The organism is Rhizobium sp. WSM409 (genome assembly GCF_057653825.1).
In genome coordinates, this window is the sequence record NZ_JBYGKP010000006.1 from 273,906 (window position 1) to 297,879 (window position 23,974).

Annotated in this window: 24 protein-coding genes and 2 pseudogenes; 11 read left to right on the forward strand and 15 right to left on the reverse strand. The window is 61.7% G+C overall.

The window, feature by feature from the left end; all coding sequences use genetic code 11:
- Positions 1-29 precede the first annotated feature (29 nt).
- Positions 30-374, forward strand: a complete 345-nt coding sequence (locus AC25BC_RS35650) for a RidA family protein (RefSeq protein WP_003555467.1) — start codon at positions 30-32, stop codon at positions 372-374.
- 31 nt (positions 375-405) lie between these two features.
- Positions 406-1,419 (forward strand): succinylglutamate desuccinylase/aspartoacylase family protein, encoded by a 1,014-nt coding sequence (locus tag AC25BC_RS35655; protein ID WP_128438919.1) that lies wholly within the window; start codon positions 406-408, stop codon positions 1,417-1,419.
- 15 nt (positions 1,420-1,434) lie between these two features.
- On the opposite strand, the gene AC25BC_RS35660 is transcribed toward AC25BC_RS35655, so the two are convergent.
- The 7 genes and pseudogenes from AC25BC_RS35660 to AC25BC_RS35690 all read right to left on the reverse strand — a co-directional run bounded on the left by AC25BC_RS35660 (position 1,435) and on the right by AC25BC_RS35690 (position 7,424).
- A complete protein-coding gene (locus AC25BC_RS35660) occupies positions 1,435-2,619 on the reverse strand; it encodes a hypothetical protein (protein ID WP_128438918.1) in 1,185 nt (394 codons plus the stop codon).
- Between the two features lie 170 nt (positions 2,620-2,789).
- Positions 2,790-3,464, reverse strand: coding sequence for a 4-carboxy-4-hydroxy-2-oxoadipate aldolase/oxaloacetate decarboxylase (locus AC25BC_RS35665; RefSeq protein WP_128438917.1), 675 nt, complete (start codon positions 3,462-3,464; stop codon positions 2,790-2,792).
- 91 nt (positions 3,465-3,555) lie between these two features.
- Positions 3,556-4,392: an ABC transporter substrate-binding protein gene (locus tag AC25BC_RS35670; RefSeq protein WP_003555460.1), complete on the reverse strand. Its 837-nt coding sequence runs from the start codon at positions 4,390-4,392 to the stop codon at positions 3,556-3,558.
- Positions 4,393-4,423: 31 nt separating this feature from the next.
- Positions 4,424-5,189, reverse strand: a pseudogene (locus AC25BC_RS35675) (amino acid ABC transporter ATP-binding protein).
- Positions 5,186-5,944 carry an amino acid ABC transporter permease gene (locus AC25BC_RS35680; protein WP_003555458.1) on the reverse strand — a complete coding sequence of 253 codons (759 nt, stop codon included), beginning with the start codon at positions 5,942-5,944 and terminating at the stop codon, positions 5,186-5,188. The pseudogene AC25BC_RS35675 and the gene AC25BC_RS35680 overlap by 4 nt, the downstream one beginning before the upstream one ends.
- Positions 5,941-6,648, reverse strand: coding sequence for an amino acid ABC transporter permease (locus AC25BC_RS35685; protein WP_003555457.1), 708 nt, complete (start codon positions 6,646-6,648; stop codon positions 5,941-5,943). Before AC25BC_RS35685 ends, AC25BC_RS35680 begins: the two co-directional genes overlap by 4 nt.
- Positions 6,645-7,424, reverse strand: a complete 780-nt coding sequence (locus tag AC25BC_RS35690; RefSeq protein WP_128438915.1) for an SDR family oxidoreductase — start codon at positions 7,422-7,424, stop codon at positions 6,645-6,647. Before AC25BC_RS35690 ends, AC25BC_RS35685 begins: the two co-directional genes overlap by 4 nt.
- A 246-nt stretch (positions 7,425-7,670) precedes the next feature.
- Between AC25BC_RS35690 and nac the strand changes: the two genes are divergently transcribed.
- Positions 7,671-8,576 (forward strand): nitrogen assimilation transcriptional regulator NAC, encoded by a 906-nt coding sequence (gene nac / locus AC25BC_RS35695; RefSeq protein WP_003555455.1) that lies wholly within the window; start codon positions 7,671-7,673, stop codon positions 8,574-8,576.
- Between the two features lie 94 nt (positions 8,577-8,670).
- Here nac and AC25BC_RS35700 read toward each other — a convergent pair whose 3' ends face one another.
- From AC25BC_RS35700 to AC25BC_RS35730, 7 genes are read right to left on the reverse strand one after another with little or no spacing between them, the layout of a single operon-like run.
- A complete protein-coding gene (locus AC25BC_RS35700) occupies positions 8,671-9,873 on the reverse strand; it encodes a pyridoxal phosphate-dependent aminotransferase (protein WP_003555454.1) in 1,203 nt (400 codons plus the stop codon).
- A gap of 60 nt (positions 9,874-9,933) precedes the next feature.
- Positions 9,934-10,701, reverse strand: coding sequence for a 5-oxoprolinase subunit PxpA (locus AC25BC_RS35705; protein ID WP_128438914.1), 768 nt, complete (start codon positions 10,699-10,701; stop codon positions 9,934-9,936).
- Positions 10,702-10,738: 37 nt separating this feature from the next.
- Positions 10,739-11,734, reverse strand: a complete 996-nt coding sequence (locus AC25BC_RS35710) for a 5-oxoprolinase subunit C family protein (RefSeq protein WP_012760641.1) — start codon at positions 11,732-11,734, stop codon at positions 10,739-10,741.
- Complete coding sequence (gene pxpB / locus AC25BC_RS35715) at positions 11,731-12,438, reverse strand: 5-oxoprolinase subunit PxpB (RefSeq protein ID WP_003555450.1); 708 nt, start codon at positions 12,436-12,438, stop codon at positions 11,731-11,733. The genes AC25BC_RS35710 and pxpB overlap by 4 nt, the downstream gene beginning before the upstream one ends.
- Positions 12,435-12,872, reverse strand: coding sequence for an acetyl-CoA carboxylase biotin carboxyl carrier protein (locus AC25BC_RS35720; RefSeq protein WP_128438913.1), 438 nt, complete (start codon positions 12,870-12,872; stop codon positions 12,435-12,437). The genes pxpB and AC25BC_RS35720 overlap by 4 nt, the downstream gene beginning before the upstream one ends.
- Entirely contained in the window at positions 12,869-14,254 is a 1,386-nt protein-coding gene (locus AC25BC_RS35725; protein WP_128438912.1) for an acetyl-CoA carboxylase biotin carboxylase subunit, read from the reverse strand. The genes AC25BC_RS35720 and AC25BC_RS35725 overlap by 4 nt, the downstream gene beginning before the upstream one ends.
- Positions 14,254-14,697, reverse strand: a complete 444-nt coding sequence (locus AC25BC_RS35730) for an acetyl-CoA carboxylase biotin carboxyl carrier protein (protein WP_128438911.1) — start codon at positions 14,695-14,697, stop codon at positions 14,254-14,256. The genes AC25BC_RS35725 and AC25BC_RS35730 overlap by 1 nt, the downstream gene beginning before the upstream one ends.
- Before the next feature lie 278 nt (positions 14,698-14,975).
- Between AC25BC_RS35730 and AC25BC_RS35735 the strand changes: the two genes are divergently transcribed.
- Positions 14,976-15,230: a type II toxin-antitoxin system Phd/YefM family antitoxin gene (locus tag AC25BC_RS35735; RefSeq protein ID WP_033184308.1), complete on the forward strand. Its 255-nt coding sequence runs from the start codon at positions 14,976-14,978 to the stop codon at positions 15,228-15,230.
- Positions 15,227-15,658 carry a type II toxin-antitoxin system VapC family toxin gene (locus AC25BC_RS35740; protein ID WP_033184307.1) on the forward strand — a complete coding sequence of 144 codons (432 nt, stop codon included), beginning with the start codon at positions 15,227-15,229 and terminating at the stop codon, positions 15,656-15,658. The genes AC25BC_RS35735 and AC25BC_RS35740 overlap by 4 nt, the downstream gene beginning before the upstream one ends.
- Positions 15,659-15,739: 81 nt before the next feature.
- On the opposite strand, the gene AC25BC_RS35745 is transcribed toward AC25BC_RS35740, so the two are convergent.
- Entirely contained in the window at positions 15,740-16,810 is a 1,071-nt protein-coding gene (locus AC25BC_RS35745) for a LacI family DNA-binding transcriptional regulator (protein ID WP_033184306.1), read from the reverse strand.
- A 222-nt stretch (positions 16,811-17,032) separates the two neighbouring features.
- Between AC25BC_RS35745 and AC25BC_RS35750 the strand changes: the two genes are divergently transcribed.
- From AC25BC_RS35750 to AC25BC_RS35775, 6 genes and pseudogenes are all read left to right on the forward strand, one after another.
- Entirely contained in the window at positions 17,033-17,983 is a 951-nt protein-coding gene (locus AC25BC_RS35750) for a sugar phosphate isomerase/epimerase family protein (protein WP_128438910.1), read from the forward strand.
- A 58-nt stretch (positions 17,984-18,041) separates the two neighbouring features.
- Positions 18,042-19,274, forward strand: a complete 1,233-nt coding sequence (locus AC25BC_RS35755) for an ABC transporter substrate-binding protein (protein ID WP_128438909.1) — start codon at positions 18,042-18,044, stop codon at positions 19,272-19,274.
- A gap of 102 nt (positions 19,275-19,376) precedes the next feature.
- The gene (locus AC25BC_RS35760; protein WP_003555441.1) at positions 19,377-20,264 is read left to right on the forward strand and encodes a carbohydrate ABC transporter permease; all 888 of its coding nucleotides are present in this window, start codon (positions 19,377-19,379) and stop codon (positions 20,262-20,264) included.
- A complete protein-coding gene (locus AC25BC_RS35765) occupies positions 20,264-21,148 on the forward strand; it encodes a carbohydrate ABC transporter permease (protein WP_128438908.1) in 885 nt (294 codons plus the stop codon). Before AC25BC_RS35760 ends, AC25BC_RS35765 begins: the two co-directional genes overlap by 1 nt.
- A gap of 7 nt (positions 21,149-21,155) precedes the next feature.
- Positions 21,156-22,238, forward strand: a complete 1,083-nt coding sequence (locus AC25BC_RS35770; RefSeq protein ID WP_128438907.1) for an ABC transporter ATP-binding protein — start codon at positions 21,156-21,158, stop codon at positions 22,236-22,238.
- Between the two features lie 83 nt (positions 22,239-22,321).
- Positions 22,322-23,954 (forward strand): annotated as a pseudogene (locus tag AC25BC_RS35775) (GMC oxidoreductase).
- Positions 23,955-23,974: the final 20 nt, after the last annotated feature.

Here is a 23,974-nt window from a genome sequence, read left to right on the forward strand (position 1 = left end):
TCCAAAAGCAAGAAAAGGAAAACCCGCTTATGATCCAGCGTTATCAGAAAGGTTCGCGTATGAGCCAAGCCGTCAGCTACGGCGGTCTCGTCTATATTGCCGGCCAGGTCGCGGAAAATCGAAAGGCTGATATCAAGGATCAGACCCGCGACGTGCTCGGCAAGATCGACGCCCTTTTGCAAGAAGCCGGCATCGACCGCTCGCGCCTCATCGCCGTCAACGTCTTCCTGCCGGCGATCGTCGATTTCGAGGCGATGAACAGCGTGTACGATGACTGGATCGACATCGAAAACCCGCCGGCCCGCGCCTGCACCGAAGCGCGTCTCGCCGATCCCGATCTGCGTGTCGAAATGACTGCCGTTGCCGCCCTTTGACGGCATCGCAACCGTCCGCACTGGAGACATCATGCACAGCGGTCTCGTCAATCCGATCGACTTTTCGCGCGAGGGCCGGCAGGCCGGCCATCTCGCCATTCCCTATTCGATCGACCGGTCGCCCTATTATCAGATCCGCATTCCGATCCTTTGCCTCAGGAATGGCGAGGGGCCGTCTTTGCTGCTGATGGCCGGCAACCATGGCGACGAATATGAGGGCGAACTCCAGCTCGGCCGGCTGATGCGGCTGCTGGATGTCGCCGAAATCCGCGGCGCCGTCACCATCCTGCCAATGGCGAACCTGCCGGCGGTGATGGCGGCCAAGCGCTGCTCGCCCTTCGACGGCGGCAACCTCAATCGGGCCTTTCCCGGCGATCCCAGCGGCTCGCCGACGGCGCGTCTGGCGCATTTCCTCGAACACGAACTCTTTCCCCGCCATGACGTCGTGCTCGACCTGCATTCGGGCGGCACCTCCATGGCCCACCTGCCCTGCACGCTGATCGAGCGGCAGGCCGATAGCGCCCGCTTCGAACGGTCCGTTTCACTGATGCGCGCCATGGGTGCCGCGCATGCCTTCATCGCCGATAACGGGCCGACCGCACCGACATCGATGGGGGCGGCCGCGCGGGCCGGAACCATCGGTCTTTCCGGCGAGTTCGGCGGCGGCGGCACCGTGACGCCTGAGACAATGGCTTTCACGGCGGCCGCGATCGACCGGCTGCTCGTCACACTCGGCATCGTGAAGCATCCGGTCCTGTCGCGCGTGCCGCTCGCCGAGCCGGGACCGTTGCAGCTGCTTTCACTATCTAGGCACAGCCAGGGCATCCATGCGAACCACAGAGGCTGGTTCGAGCCGGCCGTTGCCCTCGGCGCCACCGTTGCCGCCGGTGAGCTTGCCGGATGGTATCATGATCTGGAACGCCTGGAGCAGCCGGAGGAAGAGCTGCGCTTTGCCGAGAGCGGCATTGTCATTTCCCACAGGCTGCATTGCGACAGCCAGGCCGGCGACTGCCTGATCCAGGTCGCCGAACCCATCGCATCCTGAGAAGCGCTGATCTGCTCAAGCGATTGCGTCGACCGCTGCCTTGACCCAGTCGAGACGCTTTGCCGGTATCAGGCCGTAATTGTAGAAGTTCACGCCGTCAGCGCCGGCATCGATGGCAGCCTTGGCGCGTGCGGTCAGCACCGCCGACCCGCTGACCTCGGGATAGAAGACGCGCAGGCCCACGGCGAGGAACTTGCTCGGTCCAATTGCCGCCCGGCCGGTCCGGATGACGTCGCCGACGGCATCCGGCTCCATGTCGTAGCAGCAGAGGATCGCCCCGTCGCAGAGCTTGCCGACGGATGCGAGATCGACGCCGCCGAGCCAGCCGTCCTTCAGGTCGATGAGCACGATGCGGGTTGCCGGATCGGCGGCCGCCTTGATCTCGTCGATCAGGCTGGTCACCGGTTCGCTGCGCCAGGTGAGATAGGCATGCAGCTCGGGATGGTCGCGAAAGGCATCGATGCCGGCGGCCGGAAAGTCCGGGAATTGCCGTTCCGGGATAACTCGTTCGCAAAGTTCGGCGATGAAGCGCGCGACCGATCCGCGCGCGCCTTCGACCGGCACACCGGCCTTTGTGGCACGCGCCGTGCAATGGTCGCAGAAGCAGAGCGACAGCAGGAAATCATCTTCGGCGTTCAGGCCGACACCGTCTTTTTCGTGATGATATTCATGCGCGAATCCCATGAAATTCGGGCTTTCGAGTTCCACCATATCGGGCCGGTAGTTGGTGGTGATGTCGCGCACGAGGGTGACGGCATAGGCCCGCGCCGCCGGGCTGGAGGGGCAAAGATTGTAATAGTTGGGATTGCCGAAGGCGTTCCGCGTCACGTGATCGGGATGCAGCATGCCGAGGCGGCTATTATGCAGGCAGACCGTCCAGCAGGAGACCTTGAGACCCGTCGCCTCGCGTCCCTGGACGAGGGTTTCCAGCATGTCGCCGCGCTCAGTGACATTCCCAGCCATCAGCGGCCGGATCAGCTTGTCCAGCCACAGGCTTTCATCCGGCCGGAAGTAGACCGTCCCGTCTTCGGGGAAATAGGCCTTCTGCTGCGGGCTCCGCGGCTGCAGGAACCGGCCGGCGTGATAGGAGGTCGCCAGGCTGACCGTGTTCAGGCCGGCGCGGCCGCGAAGCTCGGCGGCGAGTGCTGCAAGCCCCTGGTCCTGGATGTCCCAGGGATAAGTCCACATGGAAAGATGCATGGCGAGCTCCCGTCGAATCTGTCCATTTTATAGAACATGTGTCCATAATAGTGTCCAGACCGATCTTGGAGGCGTGGCGCCTGCCTGGTAGCGTTCTTGCATAAGGCGGCTGGCCGAAAAGGCCAGCCGCTTTATAAAGTGGCAGGGCTGATGGCTATTGCGCTGTCGTCTCAGATGTCGACGACGAGACCCTTGGCTTTCAGCACCGGTTCGAGATTGCTGACCTCGATGACCGATTTGCCCTGCTTATATGCCGAGATATAGCCGGCCTCGGCATCTTCGCGGCTCTGTGACAGCCTGGCGACTTCCTGCGCTTCCTGGCGACGCACGACCACCAGGCCGTCGGCATCACCGGCGATGATGTCGCCGGGATGGATGATTTCGCCGCCGACGATGATCGTGTCGTTCACCGCCGCGATGGTTTCCTTCACCGTCCCCTTGATGCAGACGCTGAGCGAGAAGACCGGGAAGCCAAGCTCCCTCAGTTGCAGCGTGTCGCGCACGCCGGTGTCGGTCACGAGACCGCCGATACCCTTTGCAAGGCAGGCATTGGCAAGCACATCGCCGAAGGATCCGGCCTCTTCGTATTCGCCCGCCGATACGACGATGATATCGCCCGGCTTTGCGTAGTTGATGGCGAGTTGCAGCATGATGTTGTCACGCGGCGCGCATTTCACCGTGAAGGCCGGGCCGCACAGTTTCATGCGGTAGTCGACGGGCTTGAGGCGGGAGGAAAGGGCTCCACGGCGCCCTTGGGCTTCGTGGATCGTCGCGGGCGAAAATTTGGAAACGGCGTCGATATCGGCTTTGCTTGGCCGTTCGGCGATATCTTTAATATGGATCACGGATGCCTCCCATTTTTGGCCGACGGCGGGCATGCCCCGCCGTCTGAATTCGTTTGGACGTTATCGGTGGATGACGCCGAAGCCGGTCGGCTTACGGGATCGGGTCGAACTTCAGCTCGGAGAGCGATACGACCTTGTCGGTGCGCGTCATCTTGTATTCGGTATCCGGACCGAGCCACTTGTCCCAGATCTTGTTGATCTCGCCCGATGTGTCGAGCTTGCGAAGGATCTCGTTGATCTTGGCGGTCAGCGCCGGCTGATCCTTGGCCATGCCGATGCCGATCGGCTGGTACAGCATCGGCTCCTCGATCATCCGCATTGCCTTGCCCTTGCTCTTCGATTCATTGACGAATTTGGTCGTCGTCATGGTGTTGGCCACCATGCCGCGCGCCTTGCCCTGCTGGACGGCGAGATAGGCCGAGGCGGTATCCTGGAAGGTCAGTGGGTCGGATTTGTTGAGCTTGATCGACATCTCTGAGGTCGAACCTTTGGTCGAAGCGATGCGCTGGCCCGCATAATCGGCCTTCTTCTTGCCGGCATCGTCCGCCGGCACGATCAGCATTTCCTTGGCGAGATAATAGGGATCGCTGAACTGGATCTGCTCGGCACGGCTCAGAGTATAGGCAAGGTTGGCAACGGTGATGTCGACGCGGCCGAGCTTGACCTCGGGCACGCGCGCCTCGACCGAAACTGGCTTGATTTCAGCCTTGACGCCCAATTCCTTGGCGATGGCGCCGCAGAGGTCGACGTCGAAACCGGCCATTTCGCGGGTCTTCGGATCGGGAGAGGCGAAGGGAGGAACGTCGGCGAAAGTCGCGCAGCGCAGGGTTTTCGCTGACATGATGTTGTCGAGCTGATCGGCTTTTGCGGGCAAGGCGGCCGCCATGCCGGCAAATGCGGCGGTGAGGGTTAGGCATTTCCAGTTCATTGCTGTTCTCCTTTGTTTTTGGTGGTTGGTATCAATGCCTGAGATCAGCGAGGAATTCGCTGCGCACGGGGATGGCTTGGATTTTTGAAGAAGTCCTCGGGGGTCGCCATTTCGAGGATCTGGCCGGCATCGATGAACCAGACCCGATCTGCGACGTCGCGCGCGAAACCCATTTCGTGGGTGACGCAGAGCATGGTCATGCCTTCGGACGCCAGGCTCTTCATGACGGCCAGCACTTCGCCGACCATTTCAGGATCGAGCGCGCTGGTCGGCTCGTCGAACAGCATCACCGGCGGTTCCATGGCAAGGGCGCGGGCGATTGCCACCCGCTGCTGCTGGCCGCCCGACAACTGACCGGGATAGGCCCGGGCCTTGTCGGCAAGGCCGACCCGATCGAGAAGCTTGAGGGCTTTGTCCTTTGCGACGTCAGGCGCCGCGCCTTTCACCCGGATTGGCGACATCGAGACGTTTTCGACCACCGAAAGGTGCGGAAACAGGTTGAAGTTCTGAAATACGAAGCCGATCCGGCTGCGCAGCGCATTGAGTTCCTTCGCCCGCATGGCGGCATGAATGTTTTGGCCGTCGAGCGTAATCGATCCGCTGTTGATCTCCTCGAGGCGATTGATCGTGCGGATCAGCGTCGACTTTCCCGAACCGGACGGCCCGCAGATGACCACGACTTCGCCGCGCGAGACCTGTGCATCGATGTCCTTCAGAACCGGGTAGTCGCCGTAGCTCTTGCAGACCTGCGAAAGCCGGATCGTCTGCAATTCCTGGGCTGAAACTGACATGGTCATGGCTGCTCCGATATGATTTTCGATGGCGCGACCAGGGCGGCGGCAGGAAGGTTGGAAAGTCCCGCACGCCGCCGCGTGATGCTCCGCTCGAGGCGATTTGCGAAGTAGGTGAGCGTCCAGCAGATGGCGAAGTAGACGATCGCCAGAATGAGGAAGACCTGGAAAGGCTGCGTCAGGAGCTGGTTGTTGACCTGGCTTGCGGCAAAGGTCAGGTCCGGCACGTTGATCACGTAGCCGAGCGTCGTGTCCTTGATCGTTGAGACGAAGGTGGAGATGATGCTCGGGATCATGTTGTAGAGCGCCTGCGGCAGGATGATGAAGCGCATCGCACCTAAATAACCGTGACCAAGCGCACGTCCCGCGTCCATCTGGCCCGGTCCGAGCGCAACAATGCCGGCACGCACGACTTCGCTCAGGAATGCGCTTTGATAGACCACGAGTGTCGTCAGCATCGTCACGAAGCTCGGCACATCGGCGCCGGTCAGCAGCGGAACGAGGAAATAGCTCCACAGGATGAGCATCAAGAGCGGCACGCCCCTGGTGAAATAGACCAGTGCGGTGACCGGCCAGCGCAGCAGCGGCGACCTGGAGAGCCGTGCCAATGCGAACAGGATGCTGACCGGAAAGGCGAGAGCGATGCTGAGCGCTGAAAGGATCAGCGTGTTGGCGAGCCCGCCAAGCGGCCCGTTCGGATATTGGCCGATCAGCAGCAGCAGCCAGTAGTCTTGGACGATGGCGATCATGTCGTGGATCATGCTCGCGCACTCCTGGCAGGATCGGTGCGCATCGACAGATAGGCGCCGATGCTCATGATCACGAGCGAGAAGAAGAGGTAGAGAACTGTGCCGATCAGGTAGATCTCGAAGGTCCGGAAGCTGAGGTTCTCGATTTCCTTGACGGCATGCGTCAGTTCCGAGGCTCCGATGACGACGGCGAGACTGCTGTTCTTGAAGAGGGAAACGCTGTGATTGATGAGCGGCGGCAGCGCGTTGCGCACGCCTTGCGGCATGATGACGAAACGCATCGCCGAGACATAACCGTGGCCAAGCGCGCGGGCTGCCTGCATCTGGCCTGGACTGACCGAGCGCACGCCCGAACGAAGATCTTCGCTGAAATAGGCCGCCTGGCAGAGCCCGAGCCCGATCACCGCGAAGATGGCCTCGGCATTATGGACGGCCAGCCATTCGGCTACCCCGCTCGGCATCAGGGTGAAAATCCCGAAATACCACAGCATCAGCTGAACCAGGGTGGGGACGTTGCGGTGGTAGGATACGTAAGCAGCGACTAACGGATCACCGAAACGAAAGGGCGACAAACGCAAAGCCAGCAGCAGAAGTGCCAGCGCCATCGCCATCGACCAAGAGCCGGCGTAGATGATGAAGGTCATCTCGATGCCATGCAGCAGCATGGCGGTATATTCCGGATTTCCCAGGATTGCCGAAAGGTCGAAACCGCTCACGGGTTTGGCTCCCCGGATTGATCCAGCTTCGCCGCAGGTTGGGGCTTTGCCGTCTGCAGGCCGCCCATGACCTGCAGCGTCGGTGTGATTTCCATATGTCCGATGTTGACGGCGACGGGGGCTGCTATGGCGAAGGCAATCGCGTCGGCGATATCCGTCGCCTGCGGCAGTTCGAAGCCGTCGATGAACCGTTCGCGGATGCTGGGGTCATCGCCGTGGACGTGATTGAAGATGTCAGTGGCGACCCGGCCGGGGCAGATTTCCGTGACCCGTACCCGCTTGCCGAAAGCGTCGATGCGCAGCTGGTTGGACAGCATGCTCACCCCTGCCTTGGTGGCGTGATAGGATGAGTTGCCGCCGAAATTATAGGCGCCGGCAATCGACGAGATGTTGATGACATGTCCGCGGTCGCGCGCCACCATACCGGGCACGACCAGCCGGCAGATGTGCAGAACCGCCCGGAGATTGACGTCGACGATGAGATCGATATCGCCCTCGTCGGCTTCCAGGAATTTCTTCGGCCGGTCGACACCGGCATTGTTGACGAGAATATCGAACTCCACCCGACGTGTGAGCTCTGCCATGGCCTGACGGTCGGTCACGTCGATGACGTGGGCGATGCAGCCCGTCCGCGCGGCCAGCTGCTGCAGCGCTTGGGCACTGCGGGCAACGGCATGGACCTCGATGTTCTCCCGGCGGAACCGCTCAACCACGGCTGCGCCGATACCGGAGGATGCGCCGGTCACCAGTGCGGTCTTGTAGTCGGAGAATGGCATTGTCGTTCCCTTGTTGTTGATTGAGACAGTAGCGAAGCTTAAACCCCTTGCCTAAGACCGATTATCTCTGGAGCAATAAGCAACGGTTATGGAGCCGGCTCAGGCTGCTGAAGAAGAGAAAGAGCTGATGCCGGGCATCAGCTTGCTGCGTCCGGGCCTGAGGAAAGCAGCGACGGCGTCGCGTTGCAAAAGCAATGCGTGTCTGCAAATGTAAGCCGCGCAGATCAGAACGGTACCCCGATCCTCATGGACATCAGACGCCTCAAATCTTTCATCGTGATCGTCGACAGCGGCAGCATCACGCGAGCGGCGGACCTTTTGCACATCGCCCAGCCGGCCCTCAGCCAGCAGCTTGCGGCACTGGAGGAGCATTTCGGCCACAAGCTGCTGATCCGCAGCCAGCAGGGCGTCAGCATGACCGACGCGGGACACGCGGTGTATCGCCATGCGCAGATTATCCTTCGGCAGATGGAGCAGGCGCAAGCGGATGCCTCCGCAGCCGGGAATTCGCTTGCCGGGCGTGTGTCCGTCGGTCTCGTGCCGTTCAGCAGTGCGGCCACGCTGTCGGTCGACCTCCTGGCGGAGACCCGAAAACGGCATCCCGGTATTCTGCTGCACCTGACGGAAAGCGTCGGCCAGACCTATAGCCAGATGATCATGAACGGCCGGCTGGAGATGGCGCTTCTCCATGGAACCGGACCGATCAAAGGCGTCCGGTTCGAGCCGATTCTGAGCGAAGAGTTTTTCCTTGTCGCCCATCGGGACTTTGCGATCGAAGCGGATGCGAAACCGGTTCCGGTCAATAGTCTCGACGGGATGCCGCTGCTGTTGCCGCCGGCCTATAATTTCGTGCGCCGCGCCGTCGATACCGCCTTTACGCGCACCCGCACCAATTTGAAAGTCGTGGCAGAAGTCGAAATCGTCCGCACGCTCGCCCGCGCGGTGGGCAGCGGTCTCGGCGCGACGATCATGCCCAAAGCCATCGCCGACCGCATCGTATCGGAATCGAGCGAGCCGCTGATCTGCCGGCTCGTCTCGCCGCGGATCGAAGAAACCCTGTCGCTGTGTGTGTCCGATCAGAATCCCTTGTCCGAACCGGCCCTTGCCGTCCGCGACATCCTTCTCGAGCTGACGGCGCGGTTGAAACGCTAGAGCATGATGCCGAAAAGTGTGAGCGGTTTTCGGACGACATCATGCTCCATTTCTTTGCTTTAGATCCGAATTCAGATCTAAAGCGCGTTGCCGATCAGCGCATATCCCTGCAGAACTGGGCTATGCGCGCGCATCCTTCGCCGAGTTTCTCCATGCTCGTGGCGTAAGAAATGCGAAAGAAGGGGCTCATTCCGTAAGCCGCCCCTTGCACGGTCGCGACATGATGCTCGTCGACGAGCGCCATGACGAAATCGACATCGGTCTCGATCTTTCGCCCGCCCTTGCTGGTCTTGCCGATCAGCCCCGAGATATTGGGATAGATGTAGAAGGCGCCTTCGGGCCTATGGCAGCGCAGCCCTTCCACCTCTGACAATCGGTCGAGAACGAAGTCGCGTCTTTCCTTGTAGATCGCGGCACGCTCCTTCAAGAGATCCTGAGGCCCATCGAGCGCCGCGGTCGCCGCAGCCTGCGTCAGCGTCGCGATGCCGCCACCATTCTGTCCGTTGACGTTGCTGATGGCGGAGATCAAGTCTTTCGGCCCGGCACAAAAGCCGAGCCGCCAGCCTGTCATCGCGTAAGCCTTGGAGACGCCGTTCATCGTCAGGACGCGATCATAGAGCCTGGGCTCGACTTCGGCGATCGTGCAGAACTGGAAGTCGTCATAGACCAGGTGTTCGTAGATATCGTCGGTCATGATCCAGACATTGGGATGTCGCAGCATGACCTCAGCAATGGCAGCCATCTCCGCCCGGGAGCAGGCGGCTCCGGTCGGATTGTTCGGGAAATTCAGGAAGAGCCATTTGGTGCGCGGCGTGATCGCCGCCTCCAGATCCTCGGGATGCAGCTTGAAGCCGGTCTGCTCATGGCACGGGACGGCGACCGGGACACCGCCGGCGAACTTGACGATATCCGCATAGCTGACCCAGGAGGGCGTCGGAATGACCACCTCGTCGCCGGGATTGCAGGTTGCCAGCATGGCATTGAAGATCACCTGCTTGCCGCCGCCCGAGACGACGATCTGGCTGGCATCATAGTCGAGATTGTTGTCCCGTTTGAACTTCCGGATGATGGCCGACTTGAGCACCGGCGTACCGTCCATCGGAGGATATTTCGTATCGCCGGCAAGAGCTGCCGCATAGGCCGCCTCGATCGCGTGCGCCGGAGTGGGGAAATCCGGCTCGCCGGACGAGAGGCTGACGACCTTGATCCCTTTCGCGGCCAGTTCCCTGGCGCGCTGGGTCATGGCGGCGGATGCGGATATGGAGACGTTTTTCAGTCGGTCAGCGATAACGGACATCGACATGGTCCTTCGATGAGGTTGAAATTTGGAAACCGCCCTTGGGCGATCAGGATTGCGTCATTCGGCGAGTTCGGCGGCAGGCGCGAGCGCAGCACCCGTGGCTTCGATCTCGCCGCGTACGATGCCGGCAAGCTCGAGAGCGCCGGGCGTGTCGCTATGGACGAGAATGGAGCGGGCCGGCATTGCGATCACCGCTCCGTCGATCGTCTCGACAGTTCCTTCGAGCAGAAATTTCCGTACGCGCGCACGCACCGATGCCTCGTCCTTGATGACGGCGCCAGCGAGCCCGCGCGCGACAAGTCTGCCGCCAGCGTCATAAGCCCGGTCCGCAAGGAAAAGCGCCAGCGTCTTCAAACGCGCGCGCCGAGCTGCCTGCTGGATCTCGCTGCCTGAAGTGACGAAGACGACGAGGCCCGCATCGACCGTGGCGATCGCATCCATCATCAGATCGGCCAGCACAGGATCGCGGTTGACCATATTGCCCATAGCCGCGTGGAAGCTGATATGGGAGACAGTGACACCCTCGGCTTTGGCGATCGCCATCAGTGCGCCGAGCTGATAGAGCATCTGCTGGCGAAGCTCGTCTGCCGGAAACGGTATTTCGCGCCGGCCGAAACCCGGCCGATCAGGCAAACCGGGGTGCGCGCCGATGCCGACGCCGTTCAGTTTCGCAAGCCGGACCATGCGTCCCATCGTATCCGGGTCGCCGCCATGGAAACCGCAGGCGATGTTGGCCGACGAGACAAGTTTCATCATCGCTTCGTCGTCGCACAGCCGGTAGGGACCGAATCCTTCGCCCATGTCGGAATTCAGATCGATCTTCATCAGTTCCTCCTTTTGACGGCCTTTTGGGCGACACGCATTAGGCCATCGCCTTCAAGGCGCGCTTGACCAGTCGGGATGTCTGCCTGACGTCCTCGACATAGCCGGCGACAGCCTGTTCAACTGAGCGCGCCTCCGCATGCGTCGAGCGAACGAACTTCAGGCGGGCGCCGATCCGGGCTTGGCCGAGCCGCCAGAGATCGCATTCGATCACGCCGGCGATCTTCGGATATCCGCCGGCGGTGTTGGCATCGCTCATCTGCACGATCGGTTCGCCGCCGGGCGGAACCTGGATCACGCCGGGCACGACACCGTGGGAGCGCATCTCGATGGACGCTGTCGGCTTGATCGGCTCGCCGGACAGGCGATAGCCCGTCCGGTCGCTTCGCGAGGAAATCCTCCAGGTCTGGCTCCAGAAGGCTTCGCCATCTCCGGCGAAAAGATCATGCTCGCCGGCCGGTAGGGCGCGGATCGGCAGTGTGCCGTCGACAGCAGCCGGGAAGACTTCGCGCAGCGCCACGGCCGGTTCGACGACGGCGAGCCCGGAGGCCGGCAGCATAATCATTTCTGCGTCCTCCCCGACCGCGATCCGATCGCCCTTCGCCAGAGGCCGGCCTGCATTGCCCCCGAAGCTGCCGCGCAGCGACGTGCTTCGCGAACCCATGACAACGGGGATGTCCAGCCCGCCTCCGAGCGAAATATAGGAGCGCGCCAGTAGCGGCGGCTGTTTCAGTTCGAGAAGCTGTCCGGGCTCCGCGATATAAGCGCACCAGGCAAGCAGTTCCGATCCGTCGAGATGAGAATTGCCGTCCGCGCCGGTCACGGCAAAGGCGATGCGCCGTTCGAAACGCAGGCTGAACGGGAAGGTCTGCACCTCTATCGCGGCTGCGTTTTCGTCGTTGCCGACGAGAATGTTGCCGATCCGGACCGCAAGCGGATCCATCGCGCCGCTCGCCGATACGCCGATGTCGCGATAGCCGGGGCGGCCAAGATCCTGCACTGTGTTGAACGGACCGCTTTCCATGATCTCGATCATAGCTCGATCCTTGCCGGCAGGAACCGCACCGTATCTCCCGGCGCCATCATGGCGGGGCTCGGCAACATGGGGTCGAACATCTCAAGTGCCGCGAAGCCGATGGAATTCCAGCCGTTGGGACCTGTGAGCATGGCGACGCCGGTCTGCATACCGCCGATGGTCACGCAGCCCTTCGGCATCTTCAGCGAGGGCACGGTCTTTCGCGGCATGTAGATGCGCGGATCGAGACCATGCAGATAACCGAAACCGGGAGCGCTGCCCAAGGCGAAGACACGGTAGGTCGCTTCATGATGGATGCGGACGACCTCACGGTCGCTCAAGCCCGAGAGATTACAAAGGGCCGGAAGATCTGTCGCAAATTCGCCGCCATAATGGACAGGGATCTCGATGGTCTTGCCGTTGAGATCGATGCTGCGGGCATTCTCCCATGCCTCCAGCAGCCGGGCGACCACCGCATCAGGATCCTCGGGCGTCTCCTTGAAGATCACCAGCAGATTGGTCATGCCCGGAATGTTTTCCGCAAGGTCCGCCCAGTCTTTCACGGTCTGGGACAAAGCCCAGATCCGCCGCTGTGCGATGAGATCGAAGTCGCCGGGCGCCTCGAGCAGGAAGGATCTGGCGCCGATCGAGGAAACCCGCGCCAGGCTTTTGGTGGCCGGAACGATCTCGCGTTGCGATGCATGTCTGTTCGTCGTGACGATCATGACTGGAGCTCGATTTCGAACAGAGGATCACCGAAGCTAACCAGCGCACCAGGCTCGGCGAGCAGCCTGGTCAAAACACCGGAACGTCCGGCGCGAAGGGGAAGCAGGATGTGCCCTACCCCGACAAAGCCGACGATATCCGCATCGGATACGGAGCGCGGCAGATCTTGTGGCACGGCGGAGGCGGCCGGGTGCTCGACACAGAAGCGGCCGGCCATCGGCGCCTTCACGACGGCCGATGCGGAGCCGGGAGCCAAACCGGGAGCACGGGACGTCGCCCCGGTCGAGCTGATCCGGGAGCCGCCTTTTCCGGCGACGACGATGCGAAGCTGTCCGCCCGGTCGGGAGATTTCAAGTCCGTCCACACCGGCGGCCGTCAGTGCCTCGGTGAGCAATGCAATCGTCGCCGGATCGCTGAAATCGATCGCGCTCATGCCCCCCTCCGCAGTTTCAGCCATTGTTCGAGATGATGGATATCAGTCTCGCCGCGCGCGAACGCGCCATCCTCGAACAGGGCGCGCAGGAAGGGGATGTTGGTGGAAATCCCCTCGACCTCAGTGCCCGCAAGCGCCTCGCGCATTCTTGCCATCGCTTCCGCCCGCGTCGGCGCATGGACGATCAGCTTGGCGATCAGCGAGTCGTAATAGGGCGAGACCTTGTAGCCGGCATGAATATGCGTATCGACGCGGATGCCTGGTCCCGTCGGCAACGCCAGATGGGTGACGACACCCGCCGACGGCAGGAAATTTTCCGGATCCTCGGCGTTGATGCGGCATTCGAAGGAGTGGCCCTCGCATGTCACACCGCCTTGGGTGAGATCGAGAACGTGGCCCTGCGCCGCCCTTATCTGCGCCTGGACGATATCGACACCACTCGTCAGCTCGGTGACGGGATGCTCGACCTGAAGTCGCGTGTTCATCTCGATGAAATAGAAAGCGCCGTCCTCATAGAGGAATTCGAAGGTTCCGACGCCCCGGTAGCCGATCTGAAGGCAGGCCTTTACGCAAGCCAGACCGACCGGCTGGATGATGTCGGGTGCGATCGCCGGCGCCGGCGCCTCCTCCACCACTTTCTGATGGCGGCGCTGCATCGAGCAATCCCGGTGGCCCAGCCACACGGCATTGCCGTGATCGTCGCAAATAACCTGGATCTCGATGTGGCGCGGATGCTCTAAGAATTTCTCTATGTAGAGCGAGGGGGAACCGAAGGCCTTGCGGGCCTCCTCCCGTGTCAGCGCAATTGCTTCATGCAGCAAATCGGCCTTGGGCACGACACGCATGCCGCGTCCGCCGCCACCGCCGGCTGCCTTGATGATGACGGGATACCCGATTTCCAGCGCTATGCGCTCGATCGTGGCGGGGTCATCGGGCAGCGCCGTGTCCGGACCGGGCACGCAGGGCACGCCGGCCGCCATCATCGCGCGCTTTGCCGCGATCTTGTCGCCCATAATCGCAATCGATGACGCGGTCGGACCAATGAAGGTCAGCCCCGCCTTTTCGATGGCGTCGGCGAAGGCGGCGTTTTCAGACAGAAAACCGTAACCTGGATGGATGGCGCCTGCACCGGCAAGACGCGCCGCCAGAAGGATGGCATCCTGATTGAGATAACTCTTGGCGGCGGTCGATGGGCCGATGCAAAGAAAGCTGTCGGCGGTGCTGCCGTAAGGCGCTTGCCTGTCGGCCTCGGAGCAGATGGCGACCGTCTTCAGGCCGAGCTCATGGCAGGCGCGCTGGATCCGGGCTGCGATCTCGCCACGATTGGCGATCAGAACAGTATCGAAGCGGTCGGTCGCGGATTGTTCAGTCGTTTCCGGCATCAGGCAATCTCCGCCAACAGGTCGCCGGTCTCGACCTCGCCCTCGTCGATTTCGGTGAGGTGCGTAATGCGCCCTGACCGCGGCGCAGCGATCGTGTGGAAGACCTTCATCGCCTCGATGATGAAAAGCGTCTGCCCCTCCTCCACCTCGTCACCGATTGCAATGAATGGCGGTTCCCCGGGTGCCGGGGTCCGGTGCAGAACGCCGAAGACAGGCGCCTTCACCGCATAGGAAGTTTTCTCGAGCCTTGACGACGCATCGGAGCCGGCATCATCGGCAAAGCTCGTCGTCGATCCTGCCTTTTGCGCGGGCTCGGCAGCAGCCTCCTGACCCGGCGACGTGCGGAAAATCCGAACCGTCACGTCCTTTTCGGTCACGGTCAGCTCGGCAATGTTCGATCGTCCGACAAAGTCGATCAGCGTCTTGATCTTCGAGAGGTCCATATGCGTGCTCTGAATTTCAGAATTCCACCGCGCAGACCCGAAGTTTCAAGTCGCCCGGTGTTGTGATTTTTCGTAGCACGACGCGTCGACTGATGGGGTCAGACGAAGTTTTGATGGAGTGCAATCGGCACCCACTACGATATATCGCCGAACGTTAGCGACCTTCCCTCGACGGCAGCCGGAAGTGGCAGAATCCCCGCAATGGATTCAATGAAGGGACAATGTTTGTTGGCCGAAAGTGCTATATGTAGGTAAATACCTACATGAGGCAGCCAACTATGACCATTACGACACTTTCCAGCCGTGAACTCAATCACGACGTCAGCAATGCCAAGAAAGCCGCCAGAAAAGGGCCGGTCATCATCACTGACCGCGGCAAACCTTCCCATGTCCTTCTGACATACGAGGAATTTCAGCGTCTTTCCGGTAGGAGCCAAAGCTTGGTCGATGGGCTTTCCATGCCGGGCCTGTCGGAAATTAATTTCATGCCGTCGCGGGTCGAGATCAAAACCCGCGGAGTTGACCTGTCTTGAGTTATCTGCTGGATACGAATGTCATTTCCGAACTGCGCAAGATTGGTGACGGTAAGGTTGATCCGGAAGTCGTGGCATGGATCAAAACGGCAAACGCTTCTGATTTTTATCTCTCTGCAATGACCATTCTCGAATTGGAACGGGGCGTGCTTGCTGTCCAACGACGCGATGCCCGGCAGGGTTCACGCCTGCGTACATGGCTTGATGATCACGTGCGTCCGCAGTTCGCCGGCCGGATACTGCCGATCGATGATGCCATCGCAACGCGCTGCGCGCATCTGCATATTTCCGACCGGCGCAACGAGGCAGATGCGCTAATTGCTGCCACTGCACTGGTGCACAATCTTACCGTGGTCACGCGAAACGTGAGAGATTTCGACGGCACCGGTGTCGTCATTGTCGATCCTTGGCAGGGTCAAGCAATGTAGGCGCCTTAAATGGATGCAAGTCGCAGCGTCCATTACAACGTCGGCGTTTCCACACGGATGCGCGGCCGGCTTCCGTCATCGTCAGCTCTTCGTGGGGCCGATGCTCTCCCGCAAGATCAGGCTGCTTCGGATGACGGTGCGAACCGCCGCCGTATTCTGCCGCTGGTCAATGGCGTCGAGCAGAAGATCCACCGCTGCGCGCCCCATCTCTTCCACCGGCTGCTTGATCGTCGAGAGCGGCGGCGAGCAGAATTCGCAGACCGGGGAGCCGTCGAAAGAGACGACGGACAGATCACCGGGAATGCGCACGCCTGTCCGCTGGACACGGCTGACGAATGAAATGGCCATGTCGTCGCTGGTCGCGATGACGGCTGTCGGTTTCTCGGTCAACTCGGCGAAATCATCCGCCGCCTGGACACCAATGTCGAAGCCGTGCTGATAATCGAGATGACCACCCGAGCGATGCACCGCCTCCTCGGACAATCCTGCCGCCTCGAGCGCCTCGAGCACGCCGCCGTAACGCTCGACATCGTGATAATTGCCTTCAGGCCCTGCAAGATAGAAAAACCGCCGATGACCCAATCGGATCAGTTCGGCAGTAACGTCGCGCACGGCTTCGCGGTCGTTCGTCACGACGCTCTGCAGGCCGGCATCGCTCATGTCGAGCAGCATCGACACGATCGGCAGACCGGAATTGGCCAGCGAGCGCCCGTCGACCTCCGGAAGCTTCGACGACAGGATGATGGCCCCGCGTACGCTGCCGCCGAAGGCGAGGTCGAGGATATGCCGTTCGGAAATCTCGTCGCGATCGAGGTTGGCAATCATCAGGTTGTAGCCGCCCTGGATCAGCGATTGATTGATACTCTGCAGCACCTGCGGAATGACCTGGGAAGCACCATAGTAGAGCGATCCCGGCAGAATGATCATGATGATGTTGGATTTGCCGACCCTGAGGCCGCGCGCCATCGCGTTCGGCGTATAGCCCAGTTGCCTGGCTGCGGCATTGATCCTGGCGCGCGTCTTCTCGTTGACTCGGCCGGGATTGGCGAGCGCCCGGCTGACTGTCGATATCGCAACGCCGGCGAGCCGCGCGACATCGGCCATCAATGCACCCGATGGCTCCTCTCCCACCACATCCTTGTTTTTATTCATGTTTATTTCGGTCTCCCGGATGCTTCGATTTGCAACTCTAAGGCAGGGAGCGGTTTATAGCAAACGTTTGCCAAAAATCGCTTGCTTAAAAAACCGGCTTGGCTATTATCTAGCCATGGCAAACGATTGCCATTTCTTAATGCGTTGAAAACCCATGATTTATTGGATGCGGAACGGCACTTCCGCACGCTGGTAGGTCATGCCTCGAGAAATGGACAAATTATGGCTACTGACAGGCTGCGCTTCGGTGTCGATCTCGTGACATTCTTTCATCCCGGCTTCTGGGGCGTCGACAGCCATGAGGCGATCGTCGGCTACGCCCGCGCCGAGCCCCGTGCCTTCTGGGACAAGATACTCGACAGCGTCCAGGCCTCCGGCGTTGCCGGTGTCGAGCTGACGTTCTCTCCCTTCAACTGGCAGGACGCCATCAAGACCTATGGTTCCGTCGACGCCTTTGCAGCCGAACTGGCAAGACGCGGCCTGACGCTCTGCAGTGGCTTCTTCGCGGAACTGGAGGCGGCCGGCGATTTCGCTGAGCCCGAGGCCCAGCGCGCGCTGATCGACAAGGCGGAACGATATGCCGACTTCCTGAAAGCCTGCGGCAGCGACATCATGGTGATCGGCGCGCCGCTGCGCCAGACGCTCGGCGCCCAGCCGGTGCAATTCCATGATTTCGACCGCGCCAAAGTGATTGCCGATTTTCTGAACCGGCTTGGTGCGACCCTCTATGCCAGGGGCGTGCGGCTGGCGCTGCACACCGAGGCGCACTCGATCTTTGCCGCCGCGCGCGACGTCGATCTGATGATGCTTTTGACCGACCCGGCCTACGTGCACATGTGCCCGGACACGGCCCATATCATCGTTGCCGGCTCCGATCCCGTCCAACTCGTCGATCGCCATCACGAGCGCATGATCATCGCTCACTGGAAGGATGCGATCGGCCCGATGCCCGCCGATACGCCGATCGACAAGCACATCCATGAACGCCACCAGCCCTATTTCTGCAGCTTCGGCCTCGGACGGGTCGACTGGCCATCCTGGATCCGGCTGCTGCGCGACCGGGCCTATGAAGGCTGGGCGATCCTCGAACTCGATGCCGCGCCCGATCCCGTCCGCGACATCGCCAACGGGCTCACGCTCGTCCGGCAGGCGCTCCTGCCGATCTATCGCTGACAGTCATCCCTAAGACAACGAACGCCCCGCAAAGAGGGCATTTTCAAGAGGTGGAACAATGAAGACCATGATGAAGCTTTTTCTTGCCGGCGTGGCATTCGCCGGTCTCTTCGCCTCGGCCCATGCCGAGGACAAGCCAACGATCGAGATCATGTCGTCCTGGACGTCGGGCGGCGAAGCTGCCGCCCTCAACGTCATCAAGACCGAGTTCGAAAAGCGCGGCGGCGTCTGGAAGGATTCCTCGATCGCCGGCTTCGGTGCGGCCGATGCCGCCTTCCAAAACCGGATCGTCGCCGGTGATGCGCCCGGCGCCAAGCAGGGCGTCATCGGTCTCGCTGCCGCCGATTTCATCAACCAGGGCCTGTTCAATCCGATCGACGACGTGGCGGCCGCCGGCAAATGGGCTGACGCCCTGCCGAAATCGATCCATGATCTCATCACCTATGACGGCAAGGTCTACCTTGCGCCGACCGGCGCCCATGGTGAAAGCTGGCTCTTCTATTCCAAGGAAGCCTTCGAGAAGGCCGGTATTTCGCAAGAGCCCAAGACCTGGGACGAGCTCTTTGCCGATCTCGACAAGCTGAAGGCTGCCGGCATGGTTCCGGTCGCCTGGGGTGGCCAGCCCTGGCAGCAAACCAAGGTCTTCAACATGATCCTGCTCTCGCAGGTCGGGATCGACGGCTTCCTGAAGATCTATGTCGATAAGGACAAGAGCCCGGCATCCGTCGAAGGCGTGAAGAAGACCCTCGAAATCCTCGGCAAGCTGCGTGGTTATGTCGATGCCGGTGCCGCCGGCCGCAACTGGAACGACGCGACCGCCATGCTGATCACCGCCAAGGCCGGCGTGCAGTTCATGGGCGATTGGGCCAAGGGCGAATTCACCGTTGCCGGCAAGGAGCCGGGCAAGGATTATGGCTGCATGATCGTGCCGGAATCGAAGGGCATGGTTTATATCGCCGACTCCCTCTGGTTCCCCAAGACCAGCAAGGCCGAGACCGACAAGGCACAGAAACTTCTCGCCGAAGTCGTCATGGATCCGGCCGTCCAGGTCGAATTCGCCCTCAAGAAGGGTTCGGTTCCGATGCGCGCCGACGTCGACAAGTCGAAGCTGGACGTCTGCGCCCAGAAGGGTGTCGAGCTGATGGCAGCCGGTGCGATCGTGCCGGACCAGGCGATCGTGCTGACGCCCCAGCAGGTTGGCGCGCTCGATGACTTCGTCGACGAATACTGGAGCGGCGGCTCGGACGATACGGCCTCCACAGCTGGGAATTTCTTCGCCATCTTCGAGTAGGATAGTAGCCCGTGGCGTCGACCTGATGTCGACGCCACGGCTGCCAGCCGCCGCCTCGCGCGGCGGCGCGCCCTGCTTTCCACTCCGTCAACGAGCTGGCCGATGTCCATCAAACGCAAGCCCAATCTTTCCGCGACCATCGCGCTTTTGCCGACATGGTTCGTCGCGGTCGTGGTCTTTATCGGTACCATGGCCTGGTCGATCCGCCTGTCCTTCACCAATTCGACGCTTTTTCCGTCCTCGACCTATGTCGGCTTGGCGCAGTATTCGAAGCTCTTCTCTTCCGCCAAGTGGCTGGCCTCGCTGCAAAACGTGTTGATCTTCGGCGTCCTATACGTCGCAGGCTGTTTGCTGCTGGGCTTCCTGCTGGCCGCGGCGCTGGATCGCAAGATCCGCTTCGAAAGCGCCTTCAGGACCATATTCCTCTATCCCTACGCCATGTCCTTCGTGGTGACCGGGCTGATCTGGCAATGGATGCTCAATCCGACGCTCGGCATCCAGGCAAGCGTGCGTTCGCTCGGCTGGGAAAGCTTCGTCCTCGACTGGGTGGTCAATCGCGACATGGCGATCTATGCGCTGGTGCTTGCCGGCGTATGGCAGGGCGCGGGGCTCGTCATGGTCATTGCGCTCGCCGGCATGCGCGGCATCGAAGGCGAGCAATGGAAGGCGGCGCGGATCGACGGTATCCCTGTCTGGCGGATCTATGTCTCGATCATCCTGCCCCAGCTCGGGCCGGCGCTGGCCGCGGCCGGCATGCTGCTCGCCATGGGCGTGATCAAGACCTATGACATCGTCGTTGCCATGACCAATGGCGGCCCCGGCAATGCGACGGAGGTGCCGGCGAAATTCATCATGGACAATCTGTTCGGGCGCCAGAACCTCGGCCTCGCCACAGCCGGCGCGACGGTGCTTGTCCTCGGCGTGATCATCGCAGTCGCCCCGTTCCGCTACATCATGCACATGCGTGACAAAGCCAAGGGAGCCGCGTGATGGCACGTCTTCATCCGAACGGCCCGAAGCCGGCACAGATCACCGCCGGGCGCATCGGCCTCTATGCCTTCCTTGTCGTCGCAGCGCTTTTCTTCCTTTTGCCGCTCTACACCATGGTCGTTACCTCGCTGAAATCGATGCCCGAAATCCGGCTCGGCCAGATCTTTGCCCTGCCGGCGACGCTCGATTTTTCTGCCTGGGCAACCGCCTGGTCGGGGGCCTGCATGGGAACCGTCTGCGTCGGCATTCGCAGCGGCTTCTGGAATTCGGTGGCGATCACCCTCCCCTCGGTCGCGCTCTCGGTCTTCATCGGCGCCATCAACGGCTATGCGCTGTCGCTCTGGCGGCCGCGCGGGGCAAACCTGCTCTTCGGCCTGCTGATGGCCGGCGGCCTCATCCCCTACCAGATCTTCCTCTATCCGATGGTCCGGGCGATGGCGAATATCGACCTTTATAATTCGCTGGCTGGCATCATTCTCGTGCATGTCATCTTCGGTCTGCCGCTGGTGACGCTTCTTTTCCGCAACTATTTCCTCAGCGTGCCGGAGGAGCTCTGCAAGGCGGCGCGCGTCGACGGCGCGGGCTTCTGGCGCATCTTTTTCGAGATCATGCTGCCGATTGCCGTGCCGATGGTCGTGGTGGTCTCCATGCTGCAGTTCACCGGCATCTGGAACGACTTCCTGCTCGGTCTCGTCTTTGCCGGCCGCGACAACCTGCCGATGACCGTGCAACTCAACAATATCGTCAACACCACGATGGGCGAGCGGACCTACAACGTGAACATGGCGGCGACGATCCTCACTGCCATCGTTCCGCTCGCCATCTATTTCCTGTCCGGCCGCTGGTTCGTGCGCGGCATCGCGGCCGGCGCAGTCAAGGGGTAACACTTCCATGCAATCTGCCGTCTCCGTCAAGGACCTGAAGATCGCCTACGGCGACCATACGGTGATCGAGAAGATGTCGATCGACATCGCGTCGCGAGAGTTCCTGGTGCTGCTCGGCCCTTCCGGCTGCGGCAAGTCCACGCTTCTGAACGCCATTGCCGGTCTCCAGGACATCACATCAGGCGAGGTCTGGATCTCGGGCAGGAACGTCAGCTGGGAGGAGCCGAAGGACCGCGGCATCGGCATGGTCTTCCAGTCCTACGCGCTCTATCCGCGTATGTCGGTCCGCAAGAACCTCTCCTTCGGGCTTCGCGTCGCCGGCCTGCCGAAGGCCGAAATCGAGGCCCGTGTTTCCCGCACCGCCGCCCTTCTCCAACTCGACAAGCTGCTCGACCGGCGTCCGGCCGAGCTTTCCGGCGGCCAGCGCCAGCGCGTCGCCATCGGCCGGGCGCTGGTGCGTGAAGTCGATGTCTTCCTGTTCGACGAACCACTGTCGAACCTCGATGCCAAGCTGCGCAACGAATTGCGCGTCGAGATCAAGAAGCTGCACCAGCGCCTCGGCAATACGATGATCTATGTCACCCACGACCAGGTCGAGGCCCTGACGCTGGCCGACCGGATCGCCATCATGCGCGACGGCGTCATCCAGCAACTCGCCTCGCCGGCCGAGATCTACCGCCGCCCGGCCAATCTCTTCGTTGCCGGCTTCATCGGCGCTCCGGCGATGAATTTCATCGAGGGCCGGATCGAGCCCGGCAACGGCGCGCCGCTCTTCCGGAGCAAGGAGTTCACTGTCGATCTCTCCGGTTATTCCTTCCGAGCGGACGCAGCAGAAGGGCCTGCTACTCTCGGCTTTCGCCCGGAACACCTTGTGCTCGATGGCGCCACGAGCGGCCTGCCAACCATTCCGGGCCGCGTTTCCGTCGTCGAGCCGATGGGTTCGGACGCCGTCGTCTGGTTCGACTGGGCAGACCAGAGCCTATCGCTCCGGCTGATGGGCGATGTCACGCTTGAGCCTGGCGATACCGTGGCTCCCGGGCTCGATATCGCCAAGGCGTCCCTCTTCGGCACTGACGGATCGCGGCTGTGACGCGCCACCCCTTTGTTTCCCCGCAATTCCTGGCGCTTTTCGTGCCGTTTTGAGGATTGCTCAAGGACAGGATTAGAAAAGACATGTCTGAGATCGTCTATGATGCGCTGGTGATCATTCGCGGTAAAGGAACTGACGGCACAGGGATTGTCGGTGCTGCTGCTCGAGGCCGGCCCCGCCGTCGGACCGAAGGATTTCGATCCCGTCCGCAAGAAGGCGCCGGCAAGCAGCATCAATATCTGGGAGCGTGCGCGGGCCACTCTCAAGGGCCAGCCGATCCAGGCGCGCGCGGCGTTTTTCACCGAGCGCTTCAGCCACTTCTTCGTCAACGACCGCAAGAACCCCTATACGACGCCGAAGGGCGAACCCTTCCTCTGGATCCGCGGCCGCCAGGGCGGCGGGCGCCTCCACAGTTTCGGCCGGGTGCTGCTGCGCTGGACCGACGACGATTTCAAGATCCGCTCACGTGCCGGAAAGGGCGTGGACTGGCCGGTCTCCTATGATGAGTTGGCGCCTTTCTACGACGAGGTCGAGGCCTATCTCGGGCTCTATGGCAACAAGGACAACGTGGCCACGCTGCCGGATGGCATCTATGCGAAGCCGGCAAGCCTGACGCCCGCCGAACAGATCTTCAAGCAGGCGGTCGAAAACCGCTGGCCGGAGAGGCACGTCGTCTCCTGGCGCTACATCGCGCCTGACGCCGACCGGATGCCGCGACCGCTGCGAGATGCAAACGCGACCGGTGAGCTGACCATCCGCTACGACGCCGTCGTTCGCCGCATCACCACGGACGAGAAGACCGGCCGCGCTACCGGCGCCGAATATATCGATCGCAACACCGGTGCGGTATCGACGGTTCGCGCCGCGATGGTGGTGCTTTCGGCCTCGCCGATAGAGAGCGTGCGGCTGCTCTTGAATTCGGCGTCGGCGAAACATCCTGATGGGCTCGGCAACAGTTCGGGTGCTCTCGGCCGCTATTTCATGGACCAGCTTCCATGCCTCGCCTTCGGCTCCTTCTCCAAGGCAAAGGGTTGGGCGCCCGACGAGTCCGCGCCGACCGACCCGTTCTATAATCCGTCGGGCGGGATCTTCATTCCCCGCTTCGGCGAGAGCGACGCGGCCCGCGGCGATTTCGACTACCAGGGAAGCGTCGGCCGCGCGCCGGTCTCCGTGGACACGGATGCACGTCTCGCCTTCTTCGGCTTCGGCCGCATGCTGCCCTATGCCGACAATCGCATCACGCTCGATGTCAGGCGTAGGGATGCCTGGAACATTCCCGTGCCGCATATCCGCTGCGTCATGCAGGAGGAGGAGCAGGCGCTGCTCAGAAGGCAGGAAGAAACGCTGATCGCATTGATCAAGGAGGTCGGCGGCGACCTCGAATTCATCGGCTCGCCGACCGGCCTCAAGGAGATGGGCAAGGGCGCATTTCCCGAAGCCGATGTCTTCAGCCGCTTCATGTTCCGCAAATGGTTTCGCAAGACCATGTGCATGGGAGCGGCAATCCATGAGACGGGCGGCGCGCGCATGGGCGAAACCCGTGAGGCTTCGGTTCTCAACCCCTATAATCAGCTCTGGGATGCCCCGAACCTCATCGTCACCGACGCCAGCGCCTTCCCCGGCAGCGGCATCGCCGGCACCACGCTCACCGTCATGGCCCTGACGATCCGCGCCTGCCGGAATCTTGTCGACCAGTACCGGACAGGACGGCTGTAGGCGCCCGCAACGGCTGAACT

What these genes read in the sequence shown, in the direction of transcription:
- AC25BC_RS35650 (WP_003555467.1), top strand. Translation starts at nt 30, where the DNA reads ATGATCCAGCGTTATCAGAAAGGTTCGCGTATGAGCCAAGCCGTCAGC.
- AC25BC_RS35655 (WP_128438919.1), top strand. Translation starts at nt 406, where the DNA reads ATGCACAGCGGTCTCGTCAATCCGATCGACTTTTCGCGCGAGGGCCGG.
- AC25BC_RS35660 (WP_128438918.1), bottom strand. Translation starts at nt 2,619, where the DNA reads ATGCATCTTTCCATGTGGACTTATCCCTGGGACATCCAGGACCAGGGG.
- AC25BC_RS35670 (WP_003555460.1), bottom strand. Translation starts at nt 4,392, where the DNA reads ATGAACTGGAAATGCCTAACCCTCACCGCCGCATTTGCCGGCATGGCG.
- AC25BC_RS35680 (WP_003555458.1), bottom strand. Translation starts at nt 5,944, where the DNA reads ATGATCCACGACATGATCGCCATCGTCCAAGACTACTGGCTGCTGCTG.
- AC25BC_RS35690 (WP_128438915.1), bottom strand. Translation starts at nt 7,424, where the DNA reads ATGCCATTCTCCGACTACAAGACCGCACTGGTGACCGGCGCATCCTCC.
- nac (WP_003555455.1), top strand. Translation starts at nt 7,671, where the DNA reads ATGGACATCAGACGCCTCAAATCTTTCATCGTGATCGTCGACAGCGGC.
- AC25BC_RS35700 (WP_003555454.1), bottom strand. Translation starts at nt 9,873, where the DNA reads ATGTCCGTTATCGCTGACCGACTGAAAAACGTCTCCATATCCGCATCC.
- AC25BC_RS35705 (WP_128438914.1), bottom strand. Translation starts at nt 10,701, where the DNA reads ATGAAGATCGATCTGAATTCCGACATGGGCGAAGGATTCGGTCCCTAC.
- AC25BC_RS35710 (WP_012760641.1), bottom strand. Translation starts at nt 11,734, where the DNA reads ATGATCGAGATCATGGAAAGCGGTCCGTTCAACACAGTGCAGGATCTT.
- pxpB (WP_003555450.1), bottom strand. Translation starts at nt 12,438, where the DNA reads ATGATCGTCACGACGAACAGACATGCATCGCAACGCGAGATCGTTCCG.
- AC25BC_RS35720 (WP_128438913.1), bottom strand. Translation starts at nt 12,872, where the DNA reads ATGAGCGCGATCGATTTCAGCGATCCGGCGACGATTGCATTGCTCACC.
- AC25BC_RS35725 (WP_128438912.1), bottom strand. Translation starts at nt 14,254, where the DNA reads ATGCCGGAAACGACTGAACAATCCGCGACCGACCGCTTCGATACTGTT.
- AC25BC_RS35730 (WP_128438911.1), bottom strand. Translation starts at nt 14,697, where the DNA reads ATGGACCTCTCGAAGATCAAGACGCTGATCGACTTTGTCGGACGATCG.
- AC25BC_RS35735 (WP_033184308.1), top strand. Translation starts at nt 14,976, where the DNA reads ATGACCATTACGACACTTTCCAGCCGTGAACTCAATCACGACGTCAGC.
- AC25BC_RS35745 (WP_033184306.1), bottom strand. Translation starts at nt 16,810, where the DNA reads ATGAATAAAAACAAGGATGTGGTGGGAGAGGAGCCATCGGGTGCATTG.
- AC25BC_RS35750 (WP_128438910.1), top strand. Translation starts at nt 17,033, where the DNA reads ATGGCTACTGACAGGCTGCGCTTCGGTGTCGATCTCGTGACATTCTTT.
- AC25BC_RS35755 (WP_128438909.1), top strand. Translation starts at nt 18,042, where the DNA reads ATGAAGACCATGATGAAGCTTTTTCTTGCCGGCGTGGCATTCGCCGGT.
- AC25BC_RS35760 (WP_003555441.1), top strand. Translation starts at nt 19,377, where the DNA reads ATGTCCATCAAACGCAAGCCCAATCTTTCCGCGACCATCGCGCTTTTG.
- AC25BC_RS35765 (WP_128438908.1), top strand. Translation starts at nt 20,264, where the DNA reads ATGGCACGTCTTCATCCGAACGGCCCGAAGCCGGCACAGATCACCGCC.
- AC25BC_RS35770 (WP_128438907.1), top strand. Translation starts at nt 21,156, where the DNA reads ATGCAATCTGCCGTCTCCGTCAAGGACCTGAAGATCGCCTACGGCGAC.